A 22,323-nucleotide genomic window follows, 5' to 3' on the forward strand; every position below is an offset into this window, starting at 1 on the left:
CGCCCCCGCCCCCCCCGCCCCGCCCGCCCCCCCCCCCCCCCCCGCCGCTCCGTTATTGCCTAGCCGGTGCGGGCTAGCCGCGGCTGATCGTGCAGATCAGGTACCGGGCGTAGTCCACCGCGTACTTGAGCCAGCCCCGGACATCCCACCAGTTCTTCGGCGGGACGGGACGGACACAGGTGGGCTGCTGCGGTGCTTCATCCACGGTGACCGGGATGCTCACTGTGGTGCCGGAGGGATCCGCGGTCAGCACCAGGGCACCGGGGCCGGACGCCGACGCCGGAATGGCGGCGGTGACGCTGGCGGCACCGGCCGTTACCGGAACGGATCCCAGCGCGACGGCGGTTCCACCGGCCGGGACCCAGCTGACGGCCAGCGTGGTGTTAGCCGGGCTGCCCAGCGAGGTCAGGTCCAGCTTGTCTACCGTGAAGGTGACACTGGAACCGGCCTGCGCGGTGGCGGGAGCACCCTTGACGATGACACCTTGGCGGGCGAAATCGGGGGAGACCGGGCTGCTCGCCTGCAGGTAGCTGATCCACGCATCGCGGTCGATCAGTCCGGAGTCACGGGTGTCCGTTCCCTGCGCAAAGGTGGAGAAGTTATCTCCGCCCTGGGCCAGGAAGCTGAACGTACCTACCCGGTAGGCCCGGTTGGGATCGAGCGCTTCACCGTTGACGGTGACCGACTGGATGCGGGAGCCGCGCGGCTGGTCCGGGTCGTAGGTGTAGGTCACGTTGTCAGAAAGTCCCAGTGCCAGGAACGTCCGGGAACTTCCATCCGGCTGCCACTGTTCTTCCAGGACCGACTTCAGCTGCGTGCCGGTGAGCGTGGTGGTCCACAGGTTGTTCACGAACGGCAGTACTGCGTTGGCTTCGGCGTAGGTGATAACGCCGTCCTCGCCGTAGTACAGCTCAGCGCGGAGGCCGCCGGGATTGACGACGCCGATTTCGGCGCCGCCCCGCTCGGCCGAACCCAGGGACGAAAGCAGCGAATCAGCCACTAGGTTGCCCAGGGCGGATTCATTGCCGCGGTCATCGCGGGAAGTCCCGGCGAAGGCCGTGGTGATGTCCGCCGTGACCGAGCCGATCGGCTGGTTGCCGACTTCGGCAGCGAACGCCAGGGCGGCGTCGACAATCCGCTGAACTTCGGCAACGGCAGGGTAAGCGGCAACGAGTTCCGCCGCGGGCGTGGTGGTACGTGCCACGTTGCCTGCGGTGTAGGAGAGCACCTCGTCAGTGTCAGCGTTGTACTGCAGTTCGATCTGGCCGATGAACTCGCCGTAGGAGCCGGTCTGGACCACGGGGCGGGTCTTGCCGTCCACACCGGGAACAGGGGCATCCCACGCGTACTGCTTGTGCGTGTGGCCGGTGTAGATGGCATCCACCAGAGCGGAAGTCTCCGTCACGATCTCCGCGAAGGCACCGCCGCCGGCGATTTCCTCTTCCAGGCTGGCGCCGTCGGGCGTTCCCGATCCGGCACCCTCGTGGAACTCGGCGATGATGACGTCGGCCAGGCCCTCGGCTTCGAGGCGCTCAGCGACGCGGTTCACTGCTTCCACGGGGTCGCCAAACTCGAGCGTGGCGATGCCGCCCGGGGAAACCAGTGTGCCGGTCTCCTCGGTGACGGCGCCGATCACGGCCACCTGCACGCCGTTCACGTCCAGGATGGTGTACTCCGGCAGGGCCGGGGTGGTGGTGCCCTTCAGATAGACGTTGGCGCCCAGGTAATCGAAGTCGGAAGCGGGAACCACGCGGTCCGTGAGGTCCGCGAACCCGCCGTCGAACTCGTGGTTGCCCACTGCCGAGGCCCGCAGGCCCAGCGCGTTCAGGACGTCGATGGTGGGCTGGTCCTGCTGCACCGAAGAAGCGAACAGGGACGCGCCGATGTTGTCGCCGGCGGAGAGGAACAGCGAGCTGCCCTCCGGTGCTGCGGCCTTGAGCTGCTCAACAGTTCCGGCGAAGCTGACGGTGTTGGCGTCAATCCGGCCGTGGAAATCGTTGATGTTGAGCAGATTCAGGTCCGTGACTTCGGCTCCGGCCGGGGTCAGGTCCATGCCCACCACAATCGGATCGTGATCCGAGGAACGGTAGGGATCCGCTGCGTAGTAGTCGTTGGCGTTGTAGTTGTACCGGCTGTACTCGAAGGCGATCGACTCAACCGAGTTGATGTTCCAGATGTCGGTGCCTGTGACATCCTCAGCTGCTGCGGGCGAGGCCAGGACGTGGTCCAGGGATCCGACCAGGCCGCTGAAGGCGTAGGAGTGCTTGCCGGTCGCCTTGCCCAGGTTCACGTACCCGGCCTCGGCGAAGACCTGCATCGGGTCCTCTGCGGCGTAGGAGTTGAAGTCACCGAGCAGGAAGACCCGCTCGGTTCCGGCGTCCTGCGCCACGGTCTCAGCGAACGCAGCCACGGCCTGCGCCTGGCGGACGCGGTCGGCGTTCCAGCCGCCCTGTCCGTTGTCGGCGTTCTCTCCGGTGGCCGGTGCGGAACCCTTGGACTTGAAGTGGTTGGCGATCGCCACGAAGCTCTCGCTGTCTTCCCCGCCTGCAGGTTTGAAGGCCTGGGCCAGCGGTTCGCGGGCGTTGGAGAACACGCTTTCATCGTTCAGGATCACTGAGTCGCCCACGGGCTCGGCGGTAGCGGTCCGGTAGATGAAGGCGGTGCGGATGACGTCTTCGTCGTCTGGCAGGGCCGCGGGGGAGCGGACGTAGTCCCAGGTTCCCGGAGCGTCAGCGTTCAGCGCTTCGGTGAGGTGGGCCAGGGCAGTGTCCCGGTCCTGTCCCAGCTCTGCGGAGTTCTCGATTTCCATGAGCCCGACGACGTCGGCGCCCAGAGCATTGATCGCTGCCACGATTTTCGCCTGCTGGCGTTCAAGGTTCGCCTCGTTGGCTGCGCCGCGTGCATCGCAGCCACCCCGGACGGTGACCGGAGCGCCGGAGCGGTCGTTGTAGTAGGTGCAGCCGGAAAGGTCGTCACCGGTGGTGCTGAAGTAGTTCAGCACGTTGAAAGCGGCGAGCTTGAGGTTGCCGCCCACGCTCTGCGGAGCCGCGGTGCGGGTGTTTTCGAACGACGCCGGCTGGACGGTTTCAGCATTGGCGGGAGTAAGTTCGGTCAGTGGCTGGAAACGCCAGGCGCTGTTCCGGTAGTCCAGGATGACGTTGGTGGTGAAGGTTGCCGGGGACCCGATCCGCACCGGATCGGTGGAGGTCAGGTACGGCAGCGGCTTGGCCTGGTTGGCGGCCGAGAGGAAGTTGGTGGTGGCGCCGTCGTCGAGCTTTACCGCCTTAGCGGCATTATTGGCGGCTACCGCGGCGTGCTCCGGTGTTCCCACCGGCGCGACGGCGGTGGGCTGCACCAGCGTCTCGGTGCCGGCCGCGAGGCCGATCTCGGCGTACTGGTTCAGGGTGTAGTTGTCCGTGACGGTGAACTCTCCCTGCGGTGCCAGCAGCATGCCTTCAAGGGTTTCCCGTTCAGCGTCCGTGGCCGGCCAGGTAACCGCTGCGGGCTTGACCTCTTCAGCTGCTTCGCTGAGCTTGGTCATTGCGCCTGCAGGGACGGTCAGCTGGGTCAGGCCAAAGTACTCACCCACGGTTCCGGTGACCTCTACGTAGTCGCCGACGGCAACCTGGCCGACAGTGTCCGAGGAGAAGATGAAAATGGCGTCGGACGCGGCGTGGGTGGCCTGATCCAGTTCGCCGCCGGTGCCCGGGGTCTGGATGTAGTAGCCGCTGAAGCCGCCGGTGGGGTATGCGGCGGTGACCTTGCCGCGGGTGGTGACGGTCTGGCCTACCAGGGGGCTGGCATCTGCTGTGCCCTGGATTTCGGCGATCGTCACTGCGCCGGCCGGAGGATCGGTGGGCTCCGGATCGGTCGGTTCGGGATCAGTGGGCTCAGGATCCGGTACGGTGCCCGTTCCGGCGGTATTCGTCGGAGTGACGGAGGCGCTGAGGGTGAAGTCTGCAGCGTTGTTGTTGGTGTCAGTGAAGCCTGTCCGGTTCAGGGACTTCGGATCGGAGTTTCCCGCCGGGGCGGCGGCCGGAGCAGTCTCGAAGGTGTTGGACGTGCCGTAGCCGAGCAGGTCCACGACGCCGGGCTGCTCCGTCACCGAGCCGGTGGCCAGCGGGTTCACCGCGGAGGCCTGGCTGGCCAGGACCAGGGTGCCGGAGCCGCCGGAGAAGCTGGCCCCGATCGTGGCATCGGCTGCCGGCAGGGCGACACCGCTGCCGCCGTTGCTGGCGCCCTGAATGAGGTAGTAGCCGCCGGCCGGAATGCTGCCGGAAAGGCGTCCGATGCCGGTGGGCGCACCCGTGCTGCCGGCGGCACGGTACTGCAGCGACCAGCCGTCCAGGCTGACCGCGGAGCTGCCCGGGTTGTACAGCTCTACGAATTTATTGGTGAACGGGGCGTTGGCGCTGCCGCCGCTCAGATAGGCCTCGTTGATCACGACGCCGGAGGGCGCTGCTTCCTCGGCGTGGGCGGGCAGTGCCGCCAGTGGACCGGCCAGCAGGCCGGCAGACAGTGCTGTTCCCAGCGCTGCCCTCCATCGGGTAAATCTCATGCCTCATTGCTCCTTTGGGGGAAAGGATGCCGGTTTCGGACGCGCGGTAACGGCTTGGGAAAACGGCAGCGGGTGCGGTGAACCCCTTCTGGATACCACCCCGGAGTGACAGGCATATGAATTCCGACCCTTTGGGGGCCTAACGGGAGGTAACTATTGACAATACGAGAGAGGGGACCTAGCCGCCTCGGTTAGGTCCCCTCTCTGGGCGAATGGAACTAGACGTTCGAGTTCTTGACCGAAGTGCTCAGCTTTTCACCGTCTACCCGGTAGACGGTGCACAGGATTTCGCGGTCGTTCCCCAGCGTCCAGGAAGTCGGCGTCGGCGTCAGGTATCCCACGTCGAGTGCCGACACGGAGTAGTCGGTGCCGACGTAGGGCTGGAACTCAGCGAGGCAGAACTCCTGCGCCATGGTGTCCACGGCTTCCTCGCCGGGGTAGGCGCCCGCATCGATGTCCATTGCTGCGTAGACCTCGGAATCATGCGGCTGGGTGCAGGGGAGAACATCGACGTCGGCGATCTCCTCTTCACCCGGGTCATCGACCAGGCAGTCTCCGACCTTCAGGTCGACGGCGTCGACGGTTTCCGCAGACACCTCTTCCGCCTCATCAGCTACGGTCTCGGCTTCGGGCGAGGCCGACGCCGCGGCGGGCGACTCGCTGGTCTTCGGTTCGTCCTTTTCGGCGGAGCCTGAGGCTCCGCAGCCTGCGAGCACGAGTGCAAAGGCGGCAGCCGTGATGGCTTTTCCGGCGCGGGCCAGTTGTACCTGGCGGGCGGAATTCATGCGAATAACTCCTTCTGCGGTAATTGGTTTTGGTTCTCCACCCCCCAATGGGCCGGAAACCACCAGAAGAGACTATGCGCACGCCAAGCATGCTTATAAATCGGCAAAGTAACATCCGGGAGCAATATGCATTGGCATCGAGAAGGGCATGGAAAAACGCCCCGGTCTGCAGACCGGGGCGTTTTCTGATGGACCGTTACATCCCTTGGGGACATACTGTTTCACCGCGTGAGCGGAAGGTAAGGGATTCGAACCCTTGGTACGGGGTTACCGCACACTGGTTTTCAAGACCAGCTCCATCGGCCGCTCGGACAACCTTCCTCCGCTTAGTAGTCTGGCAGATGAGCGCAGATCACCAAAATTTTCTCCCCACCAGCAGGAGGTTCCATGAAAGCGATCGTCATTACCGAACCGGGTGGTCCGGAAGTCCTGGCCCACTCCGATGTCCCGGCACCAGTGCCGGGACCGGGAGAAGTCCTGATCGATGTCGTCGCTGCCGGGCTGAACCGGGCCGATGTCCTGCAGCGGCAGGGAAACTATCCCGTGCCTCCGGGAGCACCGGAATATCCGGGACTCGAGGTCTCCGGACGCGTGGCCGCCATCGGCACCGGTGTGGAAGGGCTGGAAGTGGGAGCCGACGTCGTTGCCCTGCTCTCCGGCGGCGGTTACGCAGAGCAGGTGGCAGTCCCTGCCGGGCAGGTGCTGCCGGTTCCGGCGGACATGGATCTGGTGACCGCCGCGGCACTGCCCGAAGTTGCCGCTACCGTGTTCTCCAACCTCTTTATGGCCGCCGGCGTCCGTGAAGGCGAGTACGTGCTGATCCACGGCGGTGCCGGCGGCATCGGCACCATGGCCATCCAGCTTGTGGCCGCCTTCGGAGCAGTGCCCATGGTGACGGCATCGAGCCCCGCCAAGCTGGAGCTCGCCCGCAGCCTCGGTGCCAAAGTGCTGATCAACTACAAGGAACAGGACTTCGTTGAGGAGGTCCGTGCCGCCACCAACGGGCACGGGGCGGACGTGATCCTGGACGTCATGGGAGCCAAGTACCTGCAGCGCAACCTCGACGCGCTCGCCGTCGAAGGCCGGCTGGTCATCATCGGTCTGCAGGGCGGGACCCGGGCCGAACTGGACCTCAATGCCCTGATGCGCAAGCGCTGCGCCGTCATGGGCACCACGCTGCGCGCGCGCCCGGAAGCGGAAAAGAGCGCCATCATGGCAGCCGTGGGCGAATATGTCTGGCCGCTGCTCAAGGACGGCAGCGTCAAGCCGCTGGTGGACCGCACGTTTCCGCTGGCCGAGGCAGCTGCCGCCCACGAATACTTCGATTCCGGCCAGCACACCGGAAAGATCCTCCTGACCATTTAGGCGGAACTGCCGGGGCGGAACTTGGTCGCCGAACCTGCCCCGGCGTGTGTGACCTGCGCCTCATCGCGGTGCTAGCCTCTTGCGCATCACCCGCACCTTTTCCCAAAGGTGAGGACCCGCACTGCTGACAAGGGGTAGCACCATGAGCGAAAACAATCGGCGCCGGAGGGATCCGGACCGCCCGGATCCCGGCACCGGGGCCGCAGACGTCCTCGTCCAGGACCCGGACCTGCCGCCGGTGGCGGTCGACGACGACGGCGAGGCAGGGCGCAGCACCTGGACCCCGCTGAAAATCGCGGTTTGGGTAGGCATCGCGCTGCTGGGCGGTGTTAGCTGGACCATGCTGGCGATCGTCCGCGGCGAAACGGTCAATGCCATCTGGTTCGTTTTTGCAGCGGTCTGTACGTACCTGATCGGTTACCGGTTCTATTCGAAGTACATCGAGCGGCACCTGCTCAAACCCAATGACCGCCGGGCCACGCCTGCGGAGTACAAGGCAGACGGCAAGGACTACGCCGCCACCGACCGGCGGGTTCTCTACGGTCACCACTTCGCCGCGATCGCCGGAGCCGGCCCGCTGGTAGGCCCGGTCCTGGCCGCCCAGATGGGCTACCTGCCCGGTACGGTCTGGATCATCGTGGGCGTGATCCTCGCCGGCGCGGTCCAGGACTACCTGGTCATGTTCTTCTCCATGCGCCGCGGCGGGCGTTCCCTGGGCCAGATGGCCCGTGAGGAACTCGGCCTGATCGGCGGCACTGCTGCGCTGATCGCCACGCTGACCATCATGATCATCATCGTGGCCATCCTGGCGCTGGTAGTCGTGAACGCGCTCGGTGAGAGCCCCTGGGGTGTCTTCTCCGTAGCCATGACCATCCCGATCGCCCTGTTCATGGGCGTGTACCTGCGCTACCTGCGCCCCGGAAAGGTCAGCGAAGTCTCCATCATCGGCTTTGTGCTGCTGATGCTGGCAATCGTGGGCGGCGGCTGGATCGCCGACACCGAATGGGGCGTCGCGATCTTCTCCCTGGACCGGGTGACCATTGCCTGGGGCATTATCATCTACGGGTTCATCGCCGCCGTCCTGCCGGTCTGGCTGCTGCTGGCCCCGCGCGACTACCTCTCTACCTTCATGAAGATCGGCACGATCGTCATGTTGGCGGTCGCCATCATTATCGTCCGCCCGGAGATCAGTGTTCCGGCCTTCAGTGAGTTCGCCTCGCGTGATGACGGTCCCGTGGTCGCCGGGCCGCTCTTCCCGTTCCTGTTCGTCACCATTGCCTGCGGCGCCCTGTCCGGGTTCCACGCCCTGATCTCCTCCGGGACCACCCCGAAGATGATCATGAAGGAACGCCAGACCCGGTTCATCGGCTACGGCGGCATGCTGATGGAGTCCTTCGTGGCCATCATGGCCCTGGTTGCGGCGATTTCCCTGGACCGCGGCATCTACTTCGCCATGAACTCCTCCGCTGCCGCCACCGGCGGAACCGTGGAGGGCGCCGTCGCCTTTGTGAACTCCCTGGGCCTGGTGGGCGTGAACCTCACGCCGGACATGCTCACCTCCCTTGCCTCCGACGTCGGTGAGGAGTCAGTGGTGTCCCGCACCGGCGGTGCACCCACCCTGGCCGTAGGCCTGGCGATGATCATGCAGAGCTTCATCGGCGGCCCGGCCATGATGGCTTTCTGGTACCACTTCGCCATCATGTTCGAGGCGCTGTTCATCCTCACCGCCGTGGACGCCGGCACCCGTGTTGCCCGCTTTATGCTGCAGGACTCGATCGGGAACTTCGTGCCGAAGTTCCGGGATACGGGGTGGCGCACCGGCGCCTGGATCTGTACGGCCATCATGGTCGCAGGGTGGGGGTCCATCCTGATCATGGGAGTGACGGACCCGCTGGGCGGCATCAACACGCTCTTCCCGCTGTTCGGCATTGCCAACCAGCTGCTGGCTGCCATTGCTCTGGCCATCTGTCTGGCCATTCTGGCGAAGAAGAACGTCTTCAAGTACATCTGGGTGGTGGTGCTGCCGCTGGCCTTCGCCTCCGTCGTTACCATCACAGCGTCGATGTACAAGATCTTCTCGCCGGTCCCCGCCGTCGGTTACTGGGCCCAGCACAACGCCTTCCGCAATGCGCTGGAGGCCGGGGAAACCAGCTTCGGCACGGCAAAGACCGTGGAAGCGATGGAAGCAGTCGTTCGGAACACCTTCGTGCAGGGCCTGCTTTCCATCCTGTTCGTGTCCCTGGCGATCATCGTGATCATCACGGCTGTCATTGCCTCGGTGCGTTCCTTCCGCTCCGGCGGGGCGCCCAGCGCCGAGGATCCGGCCGTGGCGTCGCGGACCTTCGCGCCGGCCGGCTTCTTCGCCACCGAGGAGGAGAAGAAGATCCAGGCGCAGTGGGATGCGTTGCCGGAGGCCAAGAAACCAGCGGTGGCGGGTCACTGATGGCTGCGGTCGTTGGACACCTGCGCGGATTCATCCGCTTCTTCCGTGACGTGATGGGGGAGGACGCATACCGCAAATACCAGGCCCACCACGCGGCGTCGGGCTGTTCCTCCGCGCCGCTGACGGAGCGGGAGTTCTGGCGGGACAAGATGGACCGCCAGGATGCCAACCCCGGCGGGCGCTGCTGCTGACCCGCTTCCTCCGCCCTACCAACCCATCGAGATGGCAGAAACTGCACGTTACAGGTCCCAAAAGAGCAGTTTCTGCCATCTCGGTGGTTGGGGGAGTGTTGAGACGATTCCCGGATACTGCTTTGCTGGGGGAATGGCAGAGAACAAGGACCTACCCAGCGACCCCCACCTGCGCGAAGACATCAGCCTCCCGCTGCCGGAGCCGGACAACGAAGACGATCATCTGGCCGAGGACGCCGGACTGGCCGAAGATCCCAAGGCCGGACCGGAATTCGACGAGAAGCACTACACGGCAGGCCAGCTGAACGCCGGACAGTTCGCCGCCGGACTGAGCCCGGACGGGGAGTATGCACAAATGCGCGAGGAAGAGCTGGAAAGCGACTGAACCCCGGACCAACCGGCGGCATGCGTGAGAGCATTAATTCATGACTGAAGAGAACGGATCTGCGGCCGCCTCCGGGATGGAAGCTCCCGGCGGCCCGGCCGGTACTTCTTCGGAGACACCGGACCGGGACGGCACGGACCAGCAGGTCCAGGCCATTCACCCGGACGATGCCGGCCACGCGGGAAGCGGCACCGGGGACGAGAAGGCGGAGTCGTCAGGGGCCCAGCCCTCAGCCGCCAGGTCCGGGCCGGCCAAGCTAAACGAGCTGGTGGACGAACCGGCCAAAGTCATGCGGATAGGGACCATGATCAAGCAGCTGCTTGAAGAGGTCCGCAACGCGCCGCTGGACGACGCCGCCAGGAACCGGCTCGCTGAAATCCACGAACGCTCGCTCAAGGAGCTCTATGACGGGCTGGCCCCGGAGCTGGTGACTGAGCTCGAGAGGATCAACCTGCCTTTCCCGGACGACGCCACTCCCACGGACGCCGAACTGCGCATTGCACAGGCTCAGCTGGTGGGCTGGCTTGAAGGCTTGTTCCGCGGAATCCAGACGGCGATCGCTGCCCAGCAGACTGCCAACCAGCAGCTGCAGAGCAGGCTGCAGCTCCGCCAGCTTCCCCCCGGCACCGTACTGGCGCCCGGCGTCGTGATCGGTGAAAACGGCGAGCCGCGGCGTACCGGCACCGCAGCGCAGCCCGGCCAGCAGCCCGGCCAGCAGCCCGGTGGGGGCGGCCGCGTTGAGCCCCACGCGGGTCCCGGACAGTATTTGTAGAGTTATCTGTAGAATTTCCGGCAGGATGGCACTTTTCGCAGCAGCCCGGCAGGGGCGCAAGGACGACACCGAACTCGGCAAGGGTGTGTGGCGCCGTGCCCACGACCGGTTTACCCGCGGCCTGGACCGCTACCACCAGATGCTTGAAGGCGTGGAAGACGACGCCCTGTACAACGAGCTTGCCCTCGTCGCCAACACCCTCGCAGCCCTGCAGCCGCGCGTCCGGGCAGTCTGCGCAGGAGCCCAGAAACAGCTTCCGAGCACCGGCCAGGACATTCCCGGCGGGCTGATCGCCGTTCACCGGGCGCTTTCCCGGTCCGGGAATTCGCTGGCCGCCGCCGCGGAGGCTGCGGCCATGTCACGCCTGGAGGGGGAGCGGTGGGGCATTGCCTCCGCCGGCGTGGAGAACGTCCGCCGCCGTGCTGAATTGGTGGAAGAGGACGTCGCCGAGGCCGAACGGGTGCTCGCAGCTTCCCGCGGCTGAACGTGCTCCGGCCGCAAGGGCCGCCGCGTCGATTTCGCGTCCAGCAAACACCGGCCCTTTTGGTCGGCGGAGCTGGTGCAGCGGGTGGAGGATGGGGACCATGACTACATCTCCACTCGTCACCTTCAATGACGGCAACACCATTCCCCAGCTCGGCTACGGCGTCTGGCGGGTTGAGGACGAACTCGCGGAAAAGACCGTGGGCATGGCTTTCGAGGCCGGCTACCGCCACATCGACACCGCCAAGATCTACGGCAACGAGGCCGGCGTCGGCCGCGCCATCGCTGCCTCCGGCCTGCCGCGCGAAGACCTGTTCATCACCACGAAGGTCTGGAACGCCGACCAGGGGTACGAAGAAACCCTGGCCGCTTTCGACGCCTCCATGGAGCGACTGGGCCTGGAATACCTTGACCTGTACCTGATCCACTGGCTCCAGCCCAAGCAGGGCAAGTACGTGGACACCTGGAAGGCGCTGGTTGAGCTGCAGAAGTCCGGCCGGGTCAAGTCGATCGGCGTCTGCAACTTCACGGTGGAGGCGCTGCAGGAAATCATCGACGCCACCGGCGTGGTCCCCGTCCTGAACCAGGTGGAAACCCACCCGTACCTGGCCCAGACCGAACTGCGCGAGTTCGAAGCCAAGCACAACATCAAGCACCAGTCCTACTCGCCGCTGGGCTCCGGCCAGGGTCTGCTGGATGACGCAGTTCTGCAGCAGATCGCTGAAAAGTACGACGGCGCCACGCCCGCCCAGGTGGTTATCGCCTGGCACCTGGCACTGGGCAACATCGTGATTCCGAAGTCCGTCACGGAATCCCGCATCCGCGAAAACTGGGCCGCACTGGACCTCAAGCTTTCCGACGAGGACATCCAGGCGATCAACGCGCTGGACAACGGCACCCGTTTCGGTGCCGATCCGGCCACATCCGATTTCGCCTAGGCTTCAGCGCCCCGATTAAAGCAAAGTGCTCCTTCCCCCGGCGGGGAAGGAGCACTTTCTTTTGTGACGGCAGTTTCCTTTTGTGACGTACGGCTACAGCTTCCGGTCAACCGTTCGGGGATTCTCACCGGACGCACCGGCAATGGACTCCTCGGTGGAACGTACCGCTTCCCGGAGCAGCTGCTCATTGGCATCGCGGAGTTCGCGGATCTCATTTGTCAGGGAAGTCATCGCGTCAAGGTGGGAGGTGAAGATCTCCGCCCACGGGCCGGAGGGAGCACCGGCAATGATCCGGCGCAGGCTGGCGTCCTCTGCCAGTCCCCAGTCTGAAGCCAGGGCTGACACGGCAAGATCACGTGCCAGGCCGGCGGCACGCAGGCGCTGGGTTGCCTGCTCTATTTCCGTATTGGCGAACTTTATCCAGCGGATCCTGCCCGTGGTCAGGAGCAGCTGCTGTTCATCCAGCTTGAATGCCAGGAACTCGAGCAGTTCCCGCTCTTTCCAGAGCAACGCTGATAATTTCTGCGGATCCATGTGCGGCTCACCTCCTGCGTTGCGAGTGGTTTTCGTCCCGGGCGGGGGGAAAACGACTGAAACTTACGAGTCCTGAAACTCCCCGCCCCCACGGCCAGAAAATGTTAATCAAGAGGAAACACGCATTAGCGGCTTCCCCTGACCATCGTAGTGATAAATTGCAGATGTTGCGTTCGTTACTGGTGAGACTCTTTGGGGGAGGCCCGCCGTCCGGTTTCGTTCGAGCGCGACATCTTATTTGGGGAACTACGGACTTGGGGGTCCAAGAGTTGAATCGTGAAGAGCGCAACCGGCTGGTTGTGGAGAACCTTCCGCTGGTCGGATACCTGGTGTCCGAGGTATGCGCGAAGGCTACGCATCTGTCCAGGGACGACCTGGCATCAGTGGGTGCAATAGCGCTTATTACCTCGGCGGATTCCTACAACGCAGAGTTGGGGGTCCCGTTCGGCGCATACGCGCGGCGCCGGATTACCGGTGCGTTCACGGACGAGATGCGCGCCAATGACTGGGCCACCCGCACCGCCCGGCGCCGGATCAAGGAAACCCTTGCGGTCCGCGAGACGCTGACGGCAGCACTGGGCAGGTCGCCGAAGGTTGATGAAATTGCCTCGGCGATGGGAGTGGAGCGCTCCGTCGCGGAAGATGCGATGGCAGATGCATCCCGGACGGTCTCCCACCTGGACGATGCAATCTCCGATTCGCTGATCAGCAGCCTGCCTTCCCCTGAGTCTGCCGCACTCTCCGCCGAGAACCTGCAGTACCTGCGGGCAGCTGTGGCGGTCCTGCCGGAGAAGATGCGCTACATCGTTGAACAGGTCTACTTCCACGACCGGACGGTCAAGGAACTCGCAGCAGAGCTGGGCTCGACCCACTCAGCGGTTTCCCAGCAGCGCGCAGAGGCAATCCGTCTGCTCCGGGACGGCTTGCGCACCCACTATTCCGATACCGGTACGCCCGAGCCGATTGAGTCCAGGATTTCGCCCGCCCGCCGCAACGCCTACCTGCAGTCCGTCGCCGAATGGACCGCAGGGGGACTGACCCGCCAGGACCCGCACCTCCAGCCTGCCCCCTGCTACGCCCCCGTGGTCCACAGCGCCTAAAGCGCCCGGACCCCGGCTTAGGCTACGTAGCCGGCCAGATGTTCTCCGGTGAGGGTCTGTCGGCCGGCCACCAGGTCAGCCGGCGTGCCTTCAAACACCACCCGGCCGCCGTCGTGCCCTGCGCCGGGACCCATGTCGATGATCCAGTCAGCGTGGGCCATCACGGCCTGGTGGTGTTCAATCACGATCACTGACTTGCCCGAGTCCACCAGGCGGTCGATCAGTCCCAGCAGCTGCTCGACGTCGGCCAGGTGCAGGCCAGTGGTGGGCTCGTCGAGGACGTAGATGCTGCTCTTCGCGAACTTGTCCGTCATCTGGGCGGCCAGTTTCAGGCGCTGGCGCTCCCCGCCGGAGAGCGTGGTCAGTGGCTGGCCGAGGCTCAGGTAACCCAGGCCCACATCGGCCAGGCGTTCAAGGACCTGGTGAGCGGCGGGTGTACGGGCGGGACCCTCACGGAAAAACTCCTCGGCCTCTGCAACGGACATCGCCAGCACCTCGGCGATGTTCCGCCCGCCCAGCGTGTAGTCCAGCACGGTGGCCTGGAACCGCTTGCCCTCACATTCCTCGCAGGTGGACTCCACCGTAGCCATGACCCCCAGATCGGTATAGATGACCCCGGCACCGTTGCAGACCGGGCACGCTCCCTCTGAGTTGGAGGAGAACAGCGCCGGCTTCACCCCGTTGGCTTTCGCGAACGCCTTACGGATCGGTTCCAGCAGGCCCGTGTAGGTGGCCGGGTTACTGCGCCGGGACCCCTTGATCCCGCTCTGGTCAATGACGACGACGCCGTCCCGCTTCGCCACCGAGCCGCGGATCAGGGAACTCTTGCCGGAACCCGCCACTCCGGTGAAGACGCACAGGACGCCGAGCGGAATGTCGACGTCGACGTCCTGCAGGTTGTTCAGGGCGGCGCCGCGGACCTCAAGCACTCCCGAACGCTCCCGTACCGAGTCCTTCAGCTGCGCCCGGTCATCCAGGTGGCGGCCGGTGACGGTCCCGGAGGCGCGAAGGCCGTCGAGCGTGCCCTCAAAGCAGATCTCCCCGCCGCCGGAACCTGCTCCCGGACCGAGATCAACTACGTGGTCTGCGATCGCCATCATTTCCGGCTTGTGCTCCACCACCAGCACGGTGTTGCCCTTGTCCCGCAGTGCCAGCAGCAGCTGGTTCATCCGCTGGATGTCATGGGGATGCAAGCCGATGCTCGGCTCGTCGAAGACGTACGTGACGTCCGTGAGGGAGGAGCCGAGATGACGGATCATCTTGGTCCGCTGGGATTCGCCGCCGGACAGTGTTCCCGCGGACCGCTCCAGGGACAGGTAGCCCAGTCCGATCTCGGTGAAGGAGTCCAGCAGGTGCTGCAGCCCGGCCAGCAGCGGGGCCACCGAAGGCTCGTCGAGTTTCCGCACCCACGCTGCCAGGTCACTGATCTGCATTGAACACAGATCGGCGATGTTCTTTCCCATGATCTTCGACGACAGGGCCTCCTGCGCGAGGCGGGTGCCTCCGCACTCAGGACACGTGGAGAACGTGATGGCACGGTCCACGAAGGCACGGATGTGCGGCTGCATGGCCTCCCGGTCCTTGGACAGCATCGACTTCTGGATTTTGGGAATCAGTCCTTCGAAGGTGACATTGATGCCGTCCACCTTCAGCTTGGTCGGCTCGGCATAAAGCAGGGCCTGCAGTTCCTTCTTGGTGAACTTTGAGATCGGTTTGCTGGGGTCGAAGAGTCCGGTGTTGCTGAAGATCCTGCCGTACCAGCCGTCCATGCTGTAGCCGGGGATTGTGAGCGCGCCCTCAAGGATGGACTTGGAATCGTCATAGAGCACGCTCAGGTCGAAGTCACTGACGTTCCCCGTCCCTTCACACCTCGGGCACATGCCGCCCAGCCGGTTGTACGTGGCTTTTTCTGCCTTGGTCTTCCCGCCGCGTTCCACGGTGATGGCTCCGCTGGCCCGGACCGAGGGAACGTTGAAGGAGAAGGCGTTGGGGGAACCGATATACGGTTTGCCCAGCCGGCTGAAGAGAATCCGCAGCATGGCATTGGCGTCCGTGGCGGTCCCAACCGTGGAGCGCGGATTGGCGCCCATCCGTTCCTGGTCCACGATGATCGCCGTCGTGAGCCCCTCCAGCCGGTCCACGTCCGGCCGCGCCAGGGACGGCATAAACCCCTGCACAAAGGCACTGTAGGTTTCATTGATCATGCGCTGGGAGTCCGCCGCGATGGTGGCGAAAACCAGGGAGGACTTGCCTGAGCCGGAAACACCCGTGAACACGGTCAGCCGCCGTTTGGGGATGTCCACGCTGACGTCGCGCAGGTTGTTCTCCCGCGCCCCGATCACACGGATCGTCTCGTGCCGGTCCGCCGGGTGTGCGTCTGGGTTGCCGGTAGCTGAATCCGTCGCCGTGGTCATGATGCTCCTCTGCAGCGCCAACGAGGGTAGGTGGCCTACGTTACCCGCCCTCCGGTTCTGAATGCTTCTTGAATTCTGACCGTTTGGCTCGCCGACCAAATCCAGAGAAGACGCCGCCCGCTGCCCGGGAACGGTTTCGGCTAAGCGGCTTGGCGGGTGCGATAGAGTAAGCAAATGCTCGTGCTAACGCGGAAATCAGGAGAACAGATCCTGATTGGTGATGACATTGTCATTACCGTGCTCGATTCGCGCGGAGACGGCGTGCGGATCGGCATTGATGCGCCCAGGGGAGTGAAGATCCAGCGCAGTGAAGTTCTTCGTGCCGTTGAGGAGTCGAACGTTGCGGCTTCTGCCGCTCCCGCGGACGCCGAGGCCCGGATTCGGGCCGCTTTGAATCTTCGCAGGCCGGAGGCCGGTTAGCCGGTCCGGCGGCGCGCGCCGGCGATTCCCGGCCGCGCCCCGGCACCCATTGGGGTAGGTGCCGGAGCGGCGAGCCAAGTGCCTGCCACGGACGGGCGGCCGGCACCACACATGCAACTGTGCGGCTCGTTCATTCGCAGTAACTAATTAGGGGATACTGCGGTTCTTTCTTGGGGAAAGTCTGAATCAGGTTTCTGCGCTTTTGGGGTGCGCCGAAGTTTGCTTCTGCGATGACCCTATCCAGCCAAACCGGGGTAAATCCTCAAGATCTGCCGGTAGTTGGCTCAATCTTCCGCCAAAAAGTTTCGCTGATCTTGAGGTTTGGACGGTCTGCAAAACACAGGATGCGGCGGCCGCCTGAGGGCAGCCGCCGCATCCTAACTGTTCCGGTGTTCCGGAAAGCCAGCGCTAGAACGGGTAGGGAGCAATCTCCGGGCGCATGGTGAGCCACTGTATTTCGGTGAATGATTCCAGGTTGGCCGCTGCGCCGCCGACCCGGCCGCCGTTGCCCGAATCCTTGACGCCGCCGAACGGCGCGTTGGATTCGTCGTTGACGGTCTGTTCGTTGATGTGGACCTTTCCGGATTCCACGCGGTCGGCAATCTCCATGGCCAGCCCCACGTCACCGAGGATCGAGAGCGAAAGACCGTACTCGCTGTCGTTCGCCAGTTCCACGGCTTCGTCCACGGTGCTGAACTTCATCACGGGAGCGACCGGGCCGAAGATTTCCTGGGTCCAGGCCGGGTTGTCCTTCGCCACGTCGGCTAGCACGGTGGGCCGGTAGAACAGGTTTTCGCTGGTGCCGCCTGCTGCCAGGCGCGCCCCTGCTGCAACCGCGTCCTGCACGATGCCGTCGATCTTCTTCAGCTGGTTCTCGTCGATGATCGGGCCCAGGGCCACCTGGCCGCCTGCCGGGTCGCCCACCGGCAGGTGGGATGCCTTCTCGGCGAGGGCCTCGACATACTGCTCGTAGATGTCCTCGTGCACAATGTGGCGCCCGGTGGTCATGCAGATCTGGCCCTGGTGCATAAACGATCCGAAGGCCGCGGCGGAGGCAGCCTTAGCCAGGTCAGCTCCGGGGAGCACGATCATGGCGTTGTTTCCGCCCAGTTCCAGGTGCGCTCGCTTGAGCAGGCGGCCGGCGGATTCGGCGATCTTGCGGCCCGCGCCGGTGGAGCCGGTGAAGGCAATGACGCGGACTTCCGGTGCCTCTACGACGGCGGCACCGATTTCCGCGGCACCGGGAAGCAGGGAGAGCAGACCGGCAGGCAGACCTGCTTCTTCGAAGACGCGCATCAGTGCGACGCCGCCGCACACGGCGGTGCGGGGGTCCGGCTTGAGCAGGACGGCGTTGCCTAGGGCCAGCGCCGGGGCAACGGCGCGGATGGAGAGGATCAGCGGGAAGTTGAACGGCGCGATCACCGAAACGACGCCGGCGGGACGGCGCCGGGAGAAGGACCAGCGCTGTTCGTTGGTGGCCAGTACTTCGCCGGCGGGGTGGGACGGAAGGGCGGATGCGTCGTAGCATTCGTTCGCCGCGCTGTGTGTTTCGAGTGCGGCCTTGGCCGGGATGCTGCCTGCCTCGCGGGTGATCCATCCGCCGAGTTCCGCGGCGTGTTCTTCCCACAGGGCGCCGGCGCGGCGCAGCACTGCGGCGCGTTCTTCCGGCTTGCGGGCAGCCCATTCCTTCTGTGCTGCCGCAGCGGTGCGGGCAGCCTCAAGGACGTCGTCAACGGAGGCTACGCCGTAGCTGCCAAGCTTCTCTCCGGTGGCCGGTTCCACAGCGTCAGCGGAACCTGCACCGCCGTCGCGCCAGCCGTTGACGTAAATCTTGTCCGTCCAGATGGACGGGTCGAGCAAAGCCATTTGGGTTCCTAGCTTTCGGGATATGGGGGTCCCTCAAGTATCCCAGACCGAGTGGGTGCCGGAGCGCTTCCGGCCTTGTCAGCCTGCGCGTTCCGGGCGCTTCCGGTGCTCCCCGCTGATGCGCTTGAGCAGCCGGGCGAGCCCGATAAGTCCGAACACGATCGGCATGACGGCAATGATGCCGGCCACCGGATCATTCACGAAGGCCAGGATGCAGACGCCGAAGAAAACGTGCAGGACGTAGCCGGTTGCCTGCGCGGTGTTGGGGTGCTTCCGGAGCGCTTTGCGAAGGAAAGTGATGTCGGCTCCCGGAAGTCCATGGCTCTGCAGCGAAGCCCCCGGAACCAGTGCTGGTGCCGGGGGCTTCGAAAGTGGAGCCTCCTGCCAGAATCGAACTGGCGACCTTCTCATTACGAGTGAGACGCTCTACCAACTGAGCTAAGGAGGCGGGCTTCCTCCAGCCGGTCACCGGCCAGAATCCACAAGGAATTACTTTATACGGCGCGGGCAGCGCGGTCAAAAGCGCTGCCGGCCTGCGGTGCCCGGTCCGGAAAGGAACCGGACACCGCATCCCGTCCCTAGGAGCAGACGAGGCCGTCCTCGGGGACCGTGCCGTCAATGAAGTAGTCATCCACGGCGTCGGCAATGCACTGGTTCCCCCGTCCGTAGGCGGTGTGGCCTTCGGCTTCCCAGGTCACCAGCACGGCGGAGTCCAGCTGTCCGGCGAGGGACTGGGACCATTCGTACGGGGTGGCGGGGTCGCCGGTGGTGCCGACCACCACGATTGGATCGGAGCCCTCGGCGGTGAGCGGCCGGGGCTCGTTGACCGGTTCGTAGGGCCAGGCTTCGCAGGTCAGCCCGCCGTAGGCGAGGAAACGTCCCAGCGTGGGGGAGGCCTCCTCCAGTTCCGCGGCGTCAGCGGCCATCTGCACGGGATCAGCCTCCATCGGGTAGTCCAGGCAGTTCACGGCGCTGAAGACCTCATAGGAGTTGGACTCGTAGGTGCCGTCCGGGTTCCGTTCCGCACCGAGGTCCGCCAGCATCAGCATGGTGGTGGGATCGCCGCGGAGGGCGGAGCTGAGGGCCTGGGTAAGGGCCGGCCAGTTCGCGTCGTTATACAGCGGCAGGATGAACCCGCTGACGAACGTGGAGACGGTCACCAGGCGTCCGTCGGAGGCGCTGAGCGGACTGGCTTCAACGGAGGCAATGAGGTCACGGATCGTCTGCACGCCGTCATCCACGGTGCCTTCCAGCGGGCAGCCGGAGGAAGTTTGGCAATCCTGGACATAGGCGCGGATGGCCTTCTCGAACGCCCGCGCCTGTCCCAGGGTGATTTCCTCGTTGCTGGCGGCCGGATCGAGGCCTCCGTCCAGGACCAGGCGGCCCACCTTCCCGGGGAACAGCTCGGCGTAGGTTGCGCCCAGGAACGTGCCGTAGGAGAAGCCCAGGTAGTTCAGCTTCGGGTCGCCGGCGACGGCGCGCAGGATGTCCATGTCCCGGGCAGCACTTTCAGTGTCCACGAACCCGAGGAGCTCGCCGGAGGCCTCCGCGCAGGCATCGGCGTACTCGGCGGCGCTGGCCCGGGCTTCTTCCAGCCCGGCATCGGTGGAGGGGTCCAGGATTTCGGCGCGTGCTTCGTCGAGTTCCTCATCGCTGAGGCAGTCCACCGGAGTGGACCGGCCGACTCCGCGGGGGTCGAAGCCCAGGATATTGAATTCGCGGCGCAGCCGGTCCGTGGTAATTCCCTCCAGGGAGTCCCGGACGGTGGTGTAGCCGGAGCCGCCGGGGCCGCCCGGGTTCACCAGTACGGTTCCCGCCGGCGTGCCGCCGGCCTCGGCGAGGATCACGCTCAGCTCAATGCTTCGCTTTCCCGGATTTTCATAATCCAGGGGAACTTCCACGGTGGCGCACAGGAAATCGCCTTCGCAGGATTCCCAGACCACTTCCTGGGTATAAAAGTCCTCCAGCTCCCCGGGGACGTCGCCGACAACTTCGGGCGCCGCGGTTTTCGTTCCCTCAGCGGGCCCGTCGGAACTGTCAGGAGTGCAGGCAACCAGGCCGGCCAGGACGACGGCGGCAGTTGAGGCCGCGGCGGCGCGGCGCAGGATGCGGGCGGCAACCCGCGGTCGGCGTCGTTCAAGGGTCATTGCGGCGGCTCCTGGTCCGGGGGTGCGGGCTTCGTAGTGGGGTTCGCGGTGCTTCACAAAAGGCTGACAGCCATGGCTTCGATCGCCAGCAGCGGGGCCACGTTGGTGGTGACCAGCCGCCGGCGCACCGCATTGATTTCCTCCATGCGCGCCAGGATGGCCTCCGGCGTGGTGCGGGCGGCAAAAGCCTCCAGTTCGGAGCGCAGCGGTTCGTTCACCAGATCCGTGCCGGAATCCAGTGCCAGCACCAGAGCGTCACGGTAGAAAGAGAGGAGGTCGGTGAGGGCGCGGTCGAAGTAGTCGTTCTTGGACCGCTTGGCCCGGCGCAGCTGGTCTTCTTCCAGGCGCTTGACCTGGCTGCGCATCGACGGCGGCAAGGTCCCGGACTCCGGCGCACCGAGGGACGCCAGCAGTGCAGCCTTCTCCTCGGCGTCGCGCGCCTCGAAGGAACTGGCGGCTTCCGCCTCGGCCAGGGCAACCAGGTCAGCGGCGGCTTTCATGGCACCGGAAACACTGCGCAGGGACAGCGGCAGCCGGACGATCTTCTCCCGCCGCTGCCGCGCCCCTTCATCGGTGGCCAGCCGTTTGGCTACACCCACATGGCTCTGTGCCGAGCGGGCCGCGTCCTGTGCCACATCCGGGTCGATTCCGTCACGGCGTACCAGCAGCTCGGCGACGTCCTGCACCGGAGGCAGCCGCAGGCCCACGGGCCGGCAGCGGGAGCGGATGGTGACCAGCACATCGCCCGGGCTGGGCGCACACAGCAGCCAGATGGTCCGCGGCGGCGGTTCTTCGATCGCTTTGAGCAGCACGTTGGTGCTGCGTTCCTGCATGCGGTCGGCGTCTTCAACGATCAGCACACGCCAGCGCCCGGTGGACGGCTTGTCCTGCGCCTTCTTCACCAGCTCACGGGCTTCGTCGATGCTGATGGTGACCTTTTCAGTGGTCACGGAGGAAACATCGGCGTGGGAGCCGGCCATTGCGGTGCGGCAGGAGCGGCAGGTGCCGCATCCGCGCTGGGCCGGATCCGGCTCCTCGCACAGCAGCGCCGCGGCGAAGGCGCGGGCGGCATTGGACCTTCCTGATCCGGGAGGACCGGTGAACAGCCAGGCGTGGGTGGGTCGCTCCTGCGCTGCGGCACGGCGCAGCTGTTCGACTACGGGCGTCTGGCCCTGGAGATCATCCCAGACGCTCACGGCAGCAGTTCCTCAACGCGGGCGAGGATTTTTCCTGCCAGCTCGGGGACCGGCGCTGCGGCGTCCAGGACCAGGTACCGGCCAGGCGAAGCTTCGGCCAAAGCCAAAAAGGCCCGCCGGATGCTGCCGTGGAAGCTGTCCGGCTCGGATTCGAGCCGGTCTTCGGCGGCATCGGAGGCGGTGCGACGGCTGCGTCCGGCTTCCGGGTCCACATCCAGCAGCACGGTCAGGTCCGGTACCAGCCCTCCGGTGGCCCATTCGTTGACGGAGCGCACTTCGCCGGTGCCCAGGTTCCGTCCGGCGCCCTGATAGGCAACCGACGAATCGATGTAGCGGTCGCAGACCACGACGTCGCCGCGCTCCAGCGCGGGCAGGATCACCTGTTCCACGTGGGCGGCGCGGGAGGCAGCGAAGATCAGGGCTTCGGTGCGGGCATCGATCTGCCCGTGGCCGTGTTCCAGGACCAGGGAACGCAGCTTTTCACCTACGGGTGTTCCGCCGGGTTCGCGGGTGCGGAGCACGGTTCGTCCGGCGTCCTGCAGTGTTTGGGTGAGCAGCGCTGCCTGGGTCGACTTGCCCGCGCCGTCGCCGCCTTCGAAAGCGATGAAAAGTCCGGTACGGGGTTCAGAAATACTCACCCGCCTAGCCTACCCAGTGATGCTGGGAAACTGCCTGCCGCCCGGACCCGGCACCATTCGTCTGAACTCTGGGTTGGGCAGCGTCGGT

General features: G+C 65.3%; 18 protein-coding genes and 2 tRNA genes. 9 read left to right on the plus strand and 11 right to left on the minus strand.

Going from position 1 to position 22,323, the window contains the following annotated elements; translation table 11 throughout:
- Positions 1–73: 73 nt before the first annotated feature.
- The 3 genes from TVC13_RS09830 to TVC13_RS09840 form a co-directional block, all read right to left on the minus strand.
- Positions 74–4,558 (minus strand): ExeM/NucH family extracellular endonuclease, encoded by a 4,485-nt coding sequence (locus TVC13_RS09830; protein ID WP_422401031.1) that lies wholly within the window; start codon positions 4,556–4,558, stop codon positions 74–76.
- 218 nt (positions 4,559–4,776) lie between these two features.
- Entirely contained in the window at positions 4,777–5,343 is a 567-nt protein-coding gene (locus TVC13_RS09835) for a septum formation family protein (protein WP_422401032.1), read from the minus strand.
- 233 nt (positions 5,344–5,576) lie between these two features.
- Positions 5,577–5,664: transfer RNA gene (locus TVC13_RS09840), tRNA-Ser, on the minus strand.
- Positions 5,665–5,730: 66 nt separating this feature from the next.
- On the opposite strand from TVC13_RS09840, the gene TVC13_RS09845 reads away from it, so the two are divergent.
- From TVC13_RS09845 to TVC13_RS09875, 7 genes are all read left to right on the plus strand, one after another.
- On the plus strand, positions 5,731–6,708 hold the full coding sequence (locus TVC13_RS09845; RefSeq protein WP_422401033.1) for an NAD(P)H-quinone oxidoreductase: 978 nt from the start codon (positions 5,731–5,733) through the stop codon (positions 6,706–6,708).
- Between the two features lie 142 nt (positions 6,709–6,850).
- A complete protein-coding gene (locus tag TVC13_RS09850; RefSeq protein WP_422401034.1) occupies positions 6,851–9,151 on the plus strand; it encodes a carbon starvation CstA family protein in 2,301 nt (766 codons plus the stop codon).
- Complete coding sequence (locus TVC13_RS09855; protein ID WP_422401035.1) at positions 9,151–9,342, plus strand: YbdD/YjiX family protein; 192 nt, start codon at positions 9,151–9,153, stop codon at positions 9,340–9,342. Before TVC13_RS09850 ends, TVC13_RS09855 begins: the two co-directional genes overlap by 1 nt.
- Positions 9,343–9,475: 133 nt before the next feature.
- Positions 9,476–9,727 (plus strand): hypothetical protein, encoded by a 252-nt coding sequence (locus tag TVC13_RS09860; protein WP_422401036.1) that lies wholly within the window; start codon positions 9,476–9,478, stop codon positions 9,725–9,727.
- 40 nt (positions 9,728–9,767) lie between these two features.
- Positions 9,768–10,499, plus strand: a complete 732-nt coding sequence (locus TVC13_RS09865) for a bacterial proteasome activator family protein (RefSeq protein WP_422401037.1) — start codon at positions 9,768–9,770, stop codon at positions 10,497–10,499.
- 25 nt (positions 10,500–10,524) lie between these two features.
- A complete protein-coding gene (locus TVC13_RS09870; protein WP_422401038.1) occupies positions 10,525–10,983 on the plus strand; it encodes a hypothetical protein in 459 nt (152 codons plus the stop codon).
- Positions 10,984–11,083: 100 nt separating this feature from the next.
- A complete protein-coding gene (locus tag TVC13_RS09875) occupies positions 11,084–11,920 on the plus strand; it encodes an aldo/keto reductase (protein WP_422401039.1) in 837 nt (278 codons plus the stop codon).
- A gap of 93 nt (positions 11,921–12,013) precedes the next feature.
- Here the strand turns inward: TVC13_RS09875 and TVC13_RS09880 are convergent, their stop codons facing one another.
- Positions 12,014–12,454, minus strand: a complete 441-nt coding sequence (locus TVC13_RS09880) for a flagellar protein FlgN (RefSeq protein WP_422401040.1) — start codon at positions 12,452–12,454, stop codon at positions 12,014–12,016.
- Positions 12,455–12,723: 269 nt separating this feature from the next.
- Between TVC13_RS09880 and TVC13_RS09885 the strand changes: the two genes are divergently transcribed.
- Positions 12,724–13,554 (plus strand): sigma-70 family RNA polymerase sigma factor, encoded by an 831-nt coding sequence (locus TVC13_RS09885; RefSeq protein WP_422401041.1) that lies wholly within the window; start codon positions 12,724–12,726, stop codon positions 13,552–13,554.
- A 17-nt stretch (positions 13,555–13,571) separates the two neighbouring features.
- On the opposite strand, the gene TVC13_RS09890 is transcribed toward TVC13_RS09885, so the two are convergent.
- Positions 13,572–15,968, minus strand: coding sequence for an ATP-binding cassette domain-containing protein (locus TVC13_RS09890; RefSeq protein WP_422401042.1), 2,397 nt, complete (start codon positions 15,966–15,968; stop codon positions 13,572–13,574).
- A gap of 174 nt (positions 15,969–16,142) precedes the next feature.
- On the opposite strand from TVC13_RS09890, the gene csrA reads away from it, so the two are divergent.
- Entirely contained in the window at positions 16,143–16,388 is a 246-nt protein-coding gene (gene csrA / locus TVC13_RS09895; protein ID WP_422401043.1) for a carbon storage regulator CsrA, read from the plus strand.
- Between the two features lie 408 nt (positions 16,389–16,796).
- Here the strand turns inward: csrA and TVC13_RS09900 are convergent, their stop codons facing one another.
- The 6 genes from TVC13_RS09900 to tmk all read right to left on the minus strand — a co-directional run bounded on the left by TVC13_RS09900 (position 16,797) and on the right by tmk (position 22,229).
- On the minus strand, positions 16,797–18,254 hold the full coding sequence (locus TVC13_RS09900; protein ID WP_422401044.1) for an aldehyde dehydrogenase family protein: 1,458 nt from the start codon (positions 18,252–18,254) through the stop codon (positions 16,797–16,799).
- A gap of 78 nt (positions 18,255–18,332) precedes the next feature.
- A complete protein-coding gene (locus TVC13_RS09905) occupies positions 18,333–18,455 on the minus strand; it encodes a hypothetical protein (RefSeq protein WP_422401045.1) in 123 nt (40 codons plus the stop codon).
- Between the two features lie 171 nt (positions 18,456–18,626).
- Positions 18,627–18,702: transfer RNA gene (locus TVC13_RS09910), tRNA-Thr, on the minus strand.
- 130 nt (positions 18,703–18,832) lie between these two features.
- Positions 18,833–20,401, minus strand: coding sequence for an alpha/beta hydrolase (locus tag TVC13_RS09915; RefSeq protein ID WP_422401046.1), 1,569 nt, complete (start codon positions 20,399–20,401; stop codon positions 18,833–18,835).
- Between the two features lie 53 nt (positions 20,402–20,454).
- Positions 20,455–21,597, minus strand: coding sequence for a DNA polymerase III subunit delta' (locus TVC13_RS09920; protein WP_422401047.1), 1,143 nt, complete (start codon positions 21,595–21,597; stop codon positions 20,455–20,457).
- Positions 21,594–22,229, minus strand: a complete 636-nt coding sequence (gene tmk / locus TVC13_RS09925; protein WP_422401065.1) for a dTMP kinase — start codon at positions 22,227–22,229, stop codon at positions 21,594–21,596. Before tmk ends, TVC13_RS09920 begins: the two co-directional genes overlap by 4 nt.
- Between the last annotated feature and the right edge of the window lie 94 nt (positions 22,230–22,323).

Source organism: Arthrobacter sp. 3Tela_A, assembly GCF_049311025.1.
In the GTDB taxonomy this organism is placed as follows: domain Bacteria; phylum Actinomycetota; class Actinomycetes; order Actinomycetales; family Micrococcaceae; genus Arthrobacter_B.

Coding starts and splice junctions, on each gene's coding strand:
- TVC13_RS09830 (WP_422401031.1), bottom strand. CDS start 4,558: ATGAGATTTACCCGATGGAGGGCAGCGCTGGGAACAGCACTGTCTGCC.
- TVC13_RS09835 (WP_422401032.1), bottom strand. CDS start 5,343: ATGAATTCCGCCCGCCAGGTACAACTGGCCCGCGCCGGAAAAGCCATC.
- TVC13_RS09845 (WP_422401033.1), top strand. CDS start 5,731: ATGAAAGCGATCGTCATTACCGAACCGGGTGGTCCGGAAGTCCTGGCC.
- TVC13_RS09850 (WP_422401034.1), top strand. CDS start 6,851: ATGAGCGAAAACAATCGGCGCCGGAGGGATCCGGACCGCCCGGATCCC.
- TVC13_RS09855 (WP_422401035.1), top strand. CDS start 9,151: ATGGCTGCGGTCGTTGGACACCTGCGCGGATTCATCCGCTTCTTCCGT.
- TVC13_RS09860 (WP_422401036.1), top strand. CDS start 9,476: ATGGCAGAGAACAAGGACCTACCCAGCGACCCCCACCTGCGCGAAGAC.
- TVC13_RS09865 (WP_422401037.1), top strand. CDS start 9,768: ATGACTGAAGAGAACGGATCTGCGGCCGCCTCCGGGATGGAAGCTCCC.
- TVC13_RS09870 (WP_422401038.1), top strand. CDS start 10,525: ATGGCACTTTTCGCAGCAGCCCGGCAGGGGCGCAAGGACGACACCGAA.
- TVC13_RS09875 (WP_422401039.1), top strand. CDS start 11,084: ATGACTACATCTCCACTCGTCACCTTCAATGACGGCAACACCATTCCC.
- TVC13_RS09880 (WP_422401040.1), bottom strand. CDS start 12,454: ATGGATCCGCAGAAATTATCAGCGTTGCTCTGGAAAGAGCGGGAACTG.
- TVC13_RS09890 (WP_422401042.1), bottom strand. CDS start 15,968: ATGACCACGGCGACGGATTCAGCTACCGGCAACCCAGACGCACACCCG.
- csrA (WP_422401043.1), top strand. CDS start 16,143: ATGCTCGTGCTAACGCGGAAATCAGGAGAACAGATCCTGATTGGTGAT.
- TVC13_RS09900 (WP_422401044.1), bottom strand. CDS start 18,254: ATGGCTTTGCTCGACCCGTCCATCTGGACGGACAAGATTTACGTCAAC.
- TVC13_RS09915 (WP_422401046.1), bottom strand. CDS start 20,401: ATGACCCTTGAACGACGCCGACCGCGGGTTGCCGCCCGCATCCTGCGC.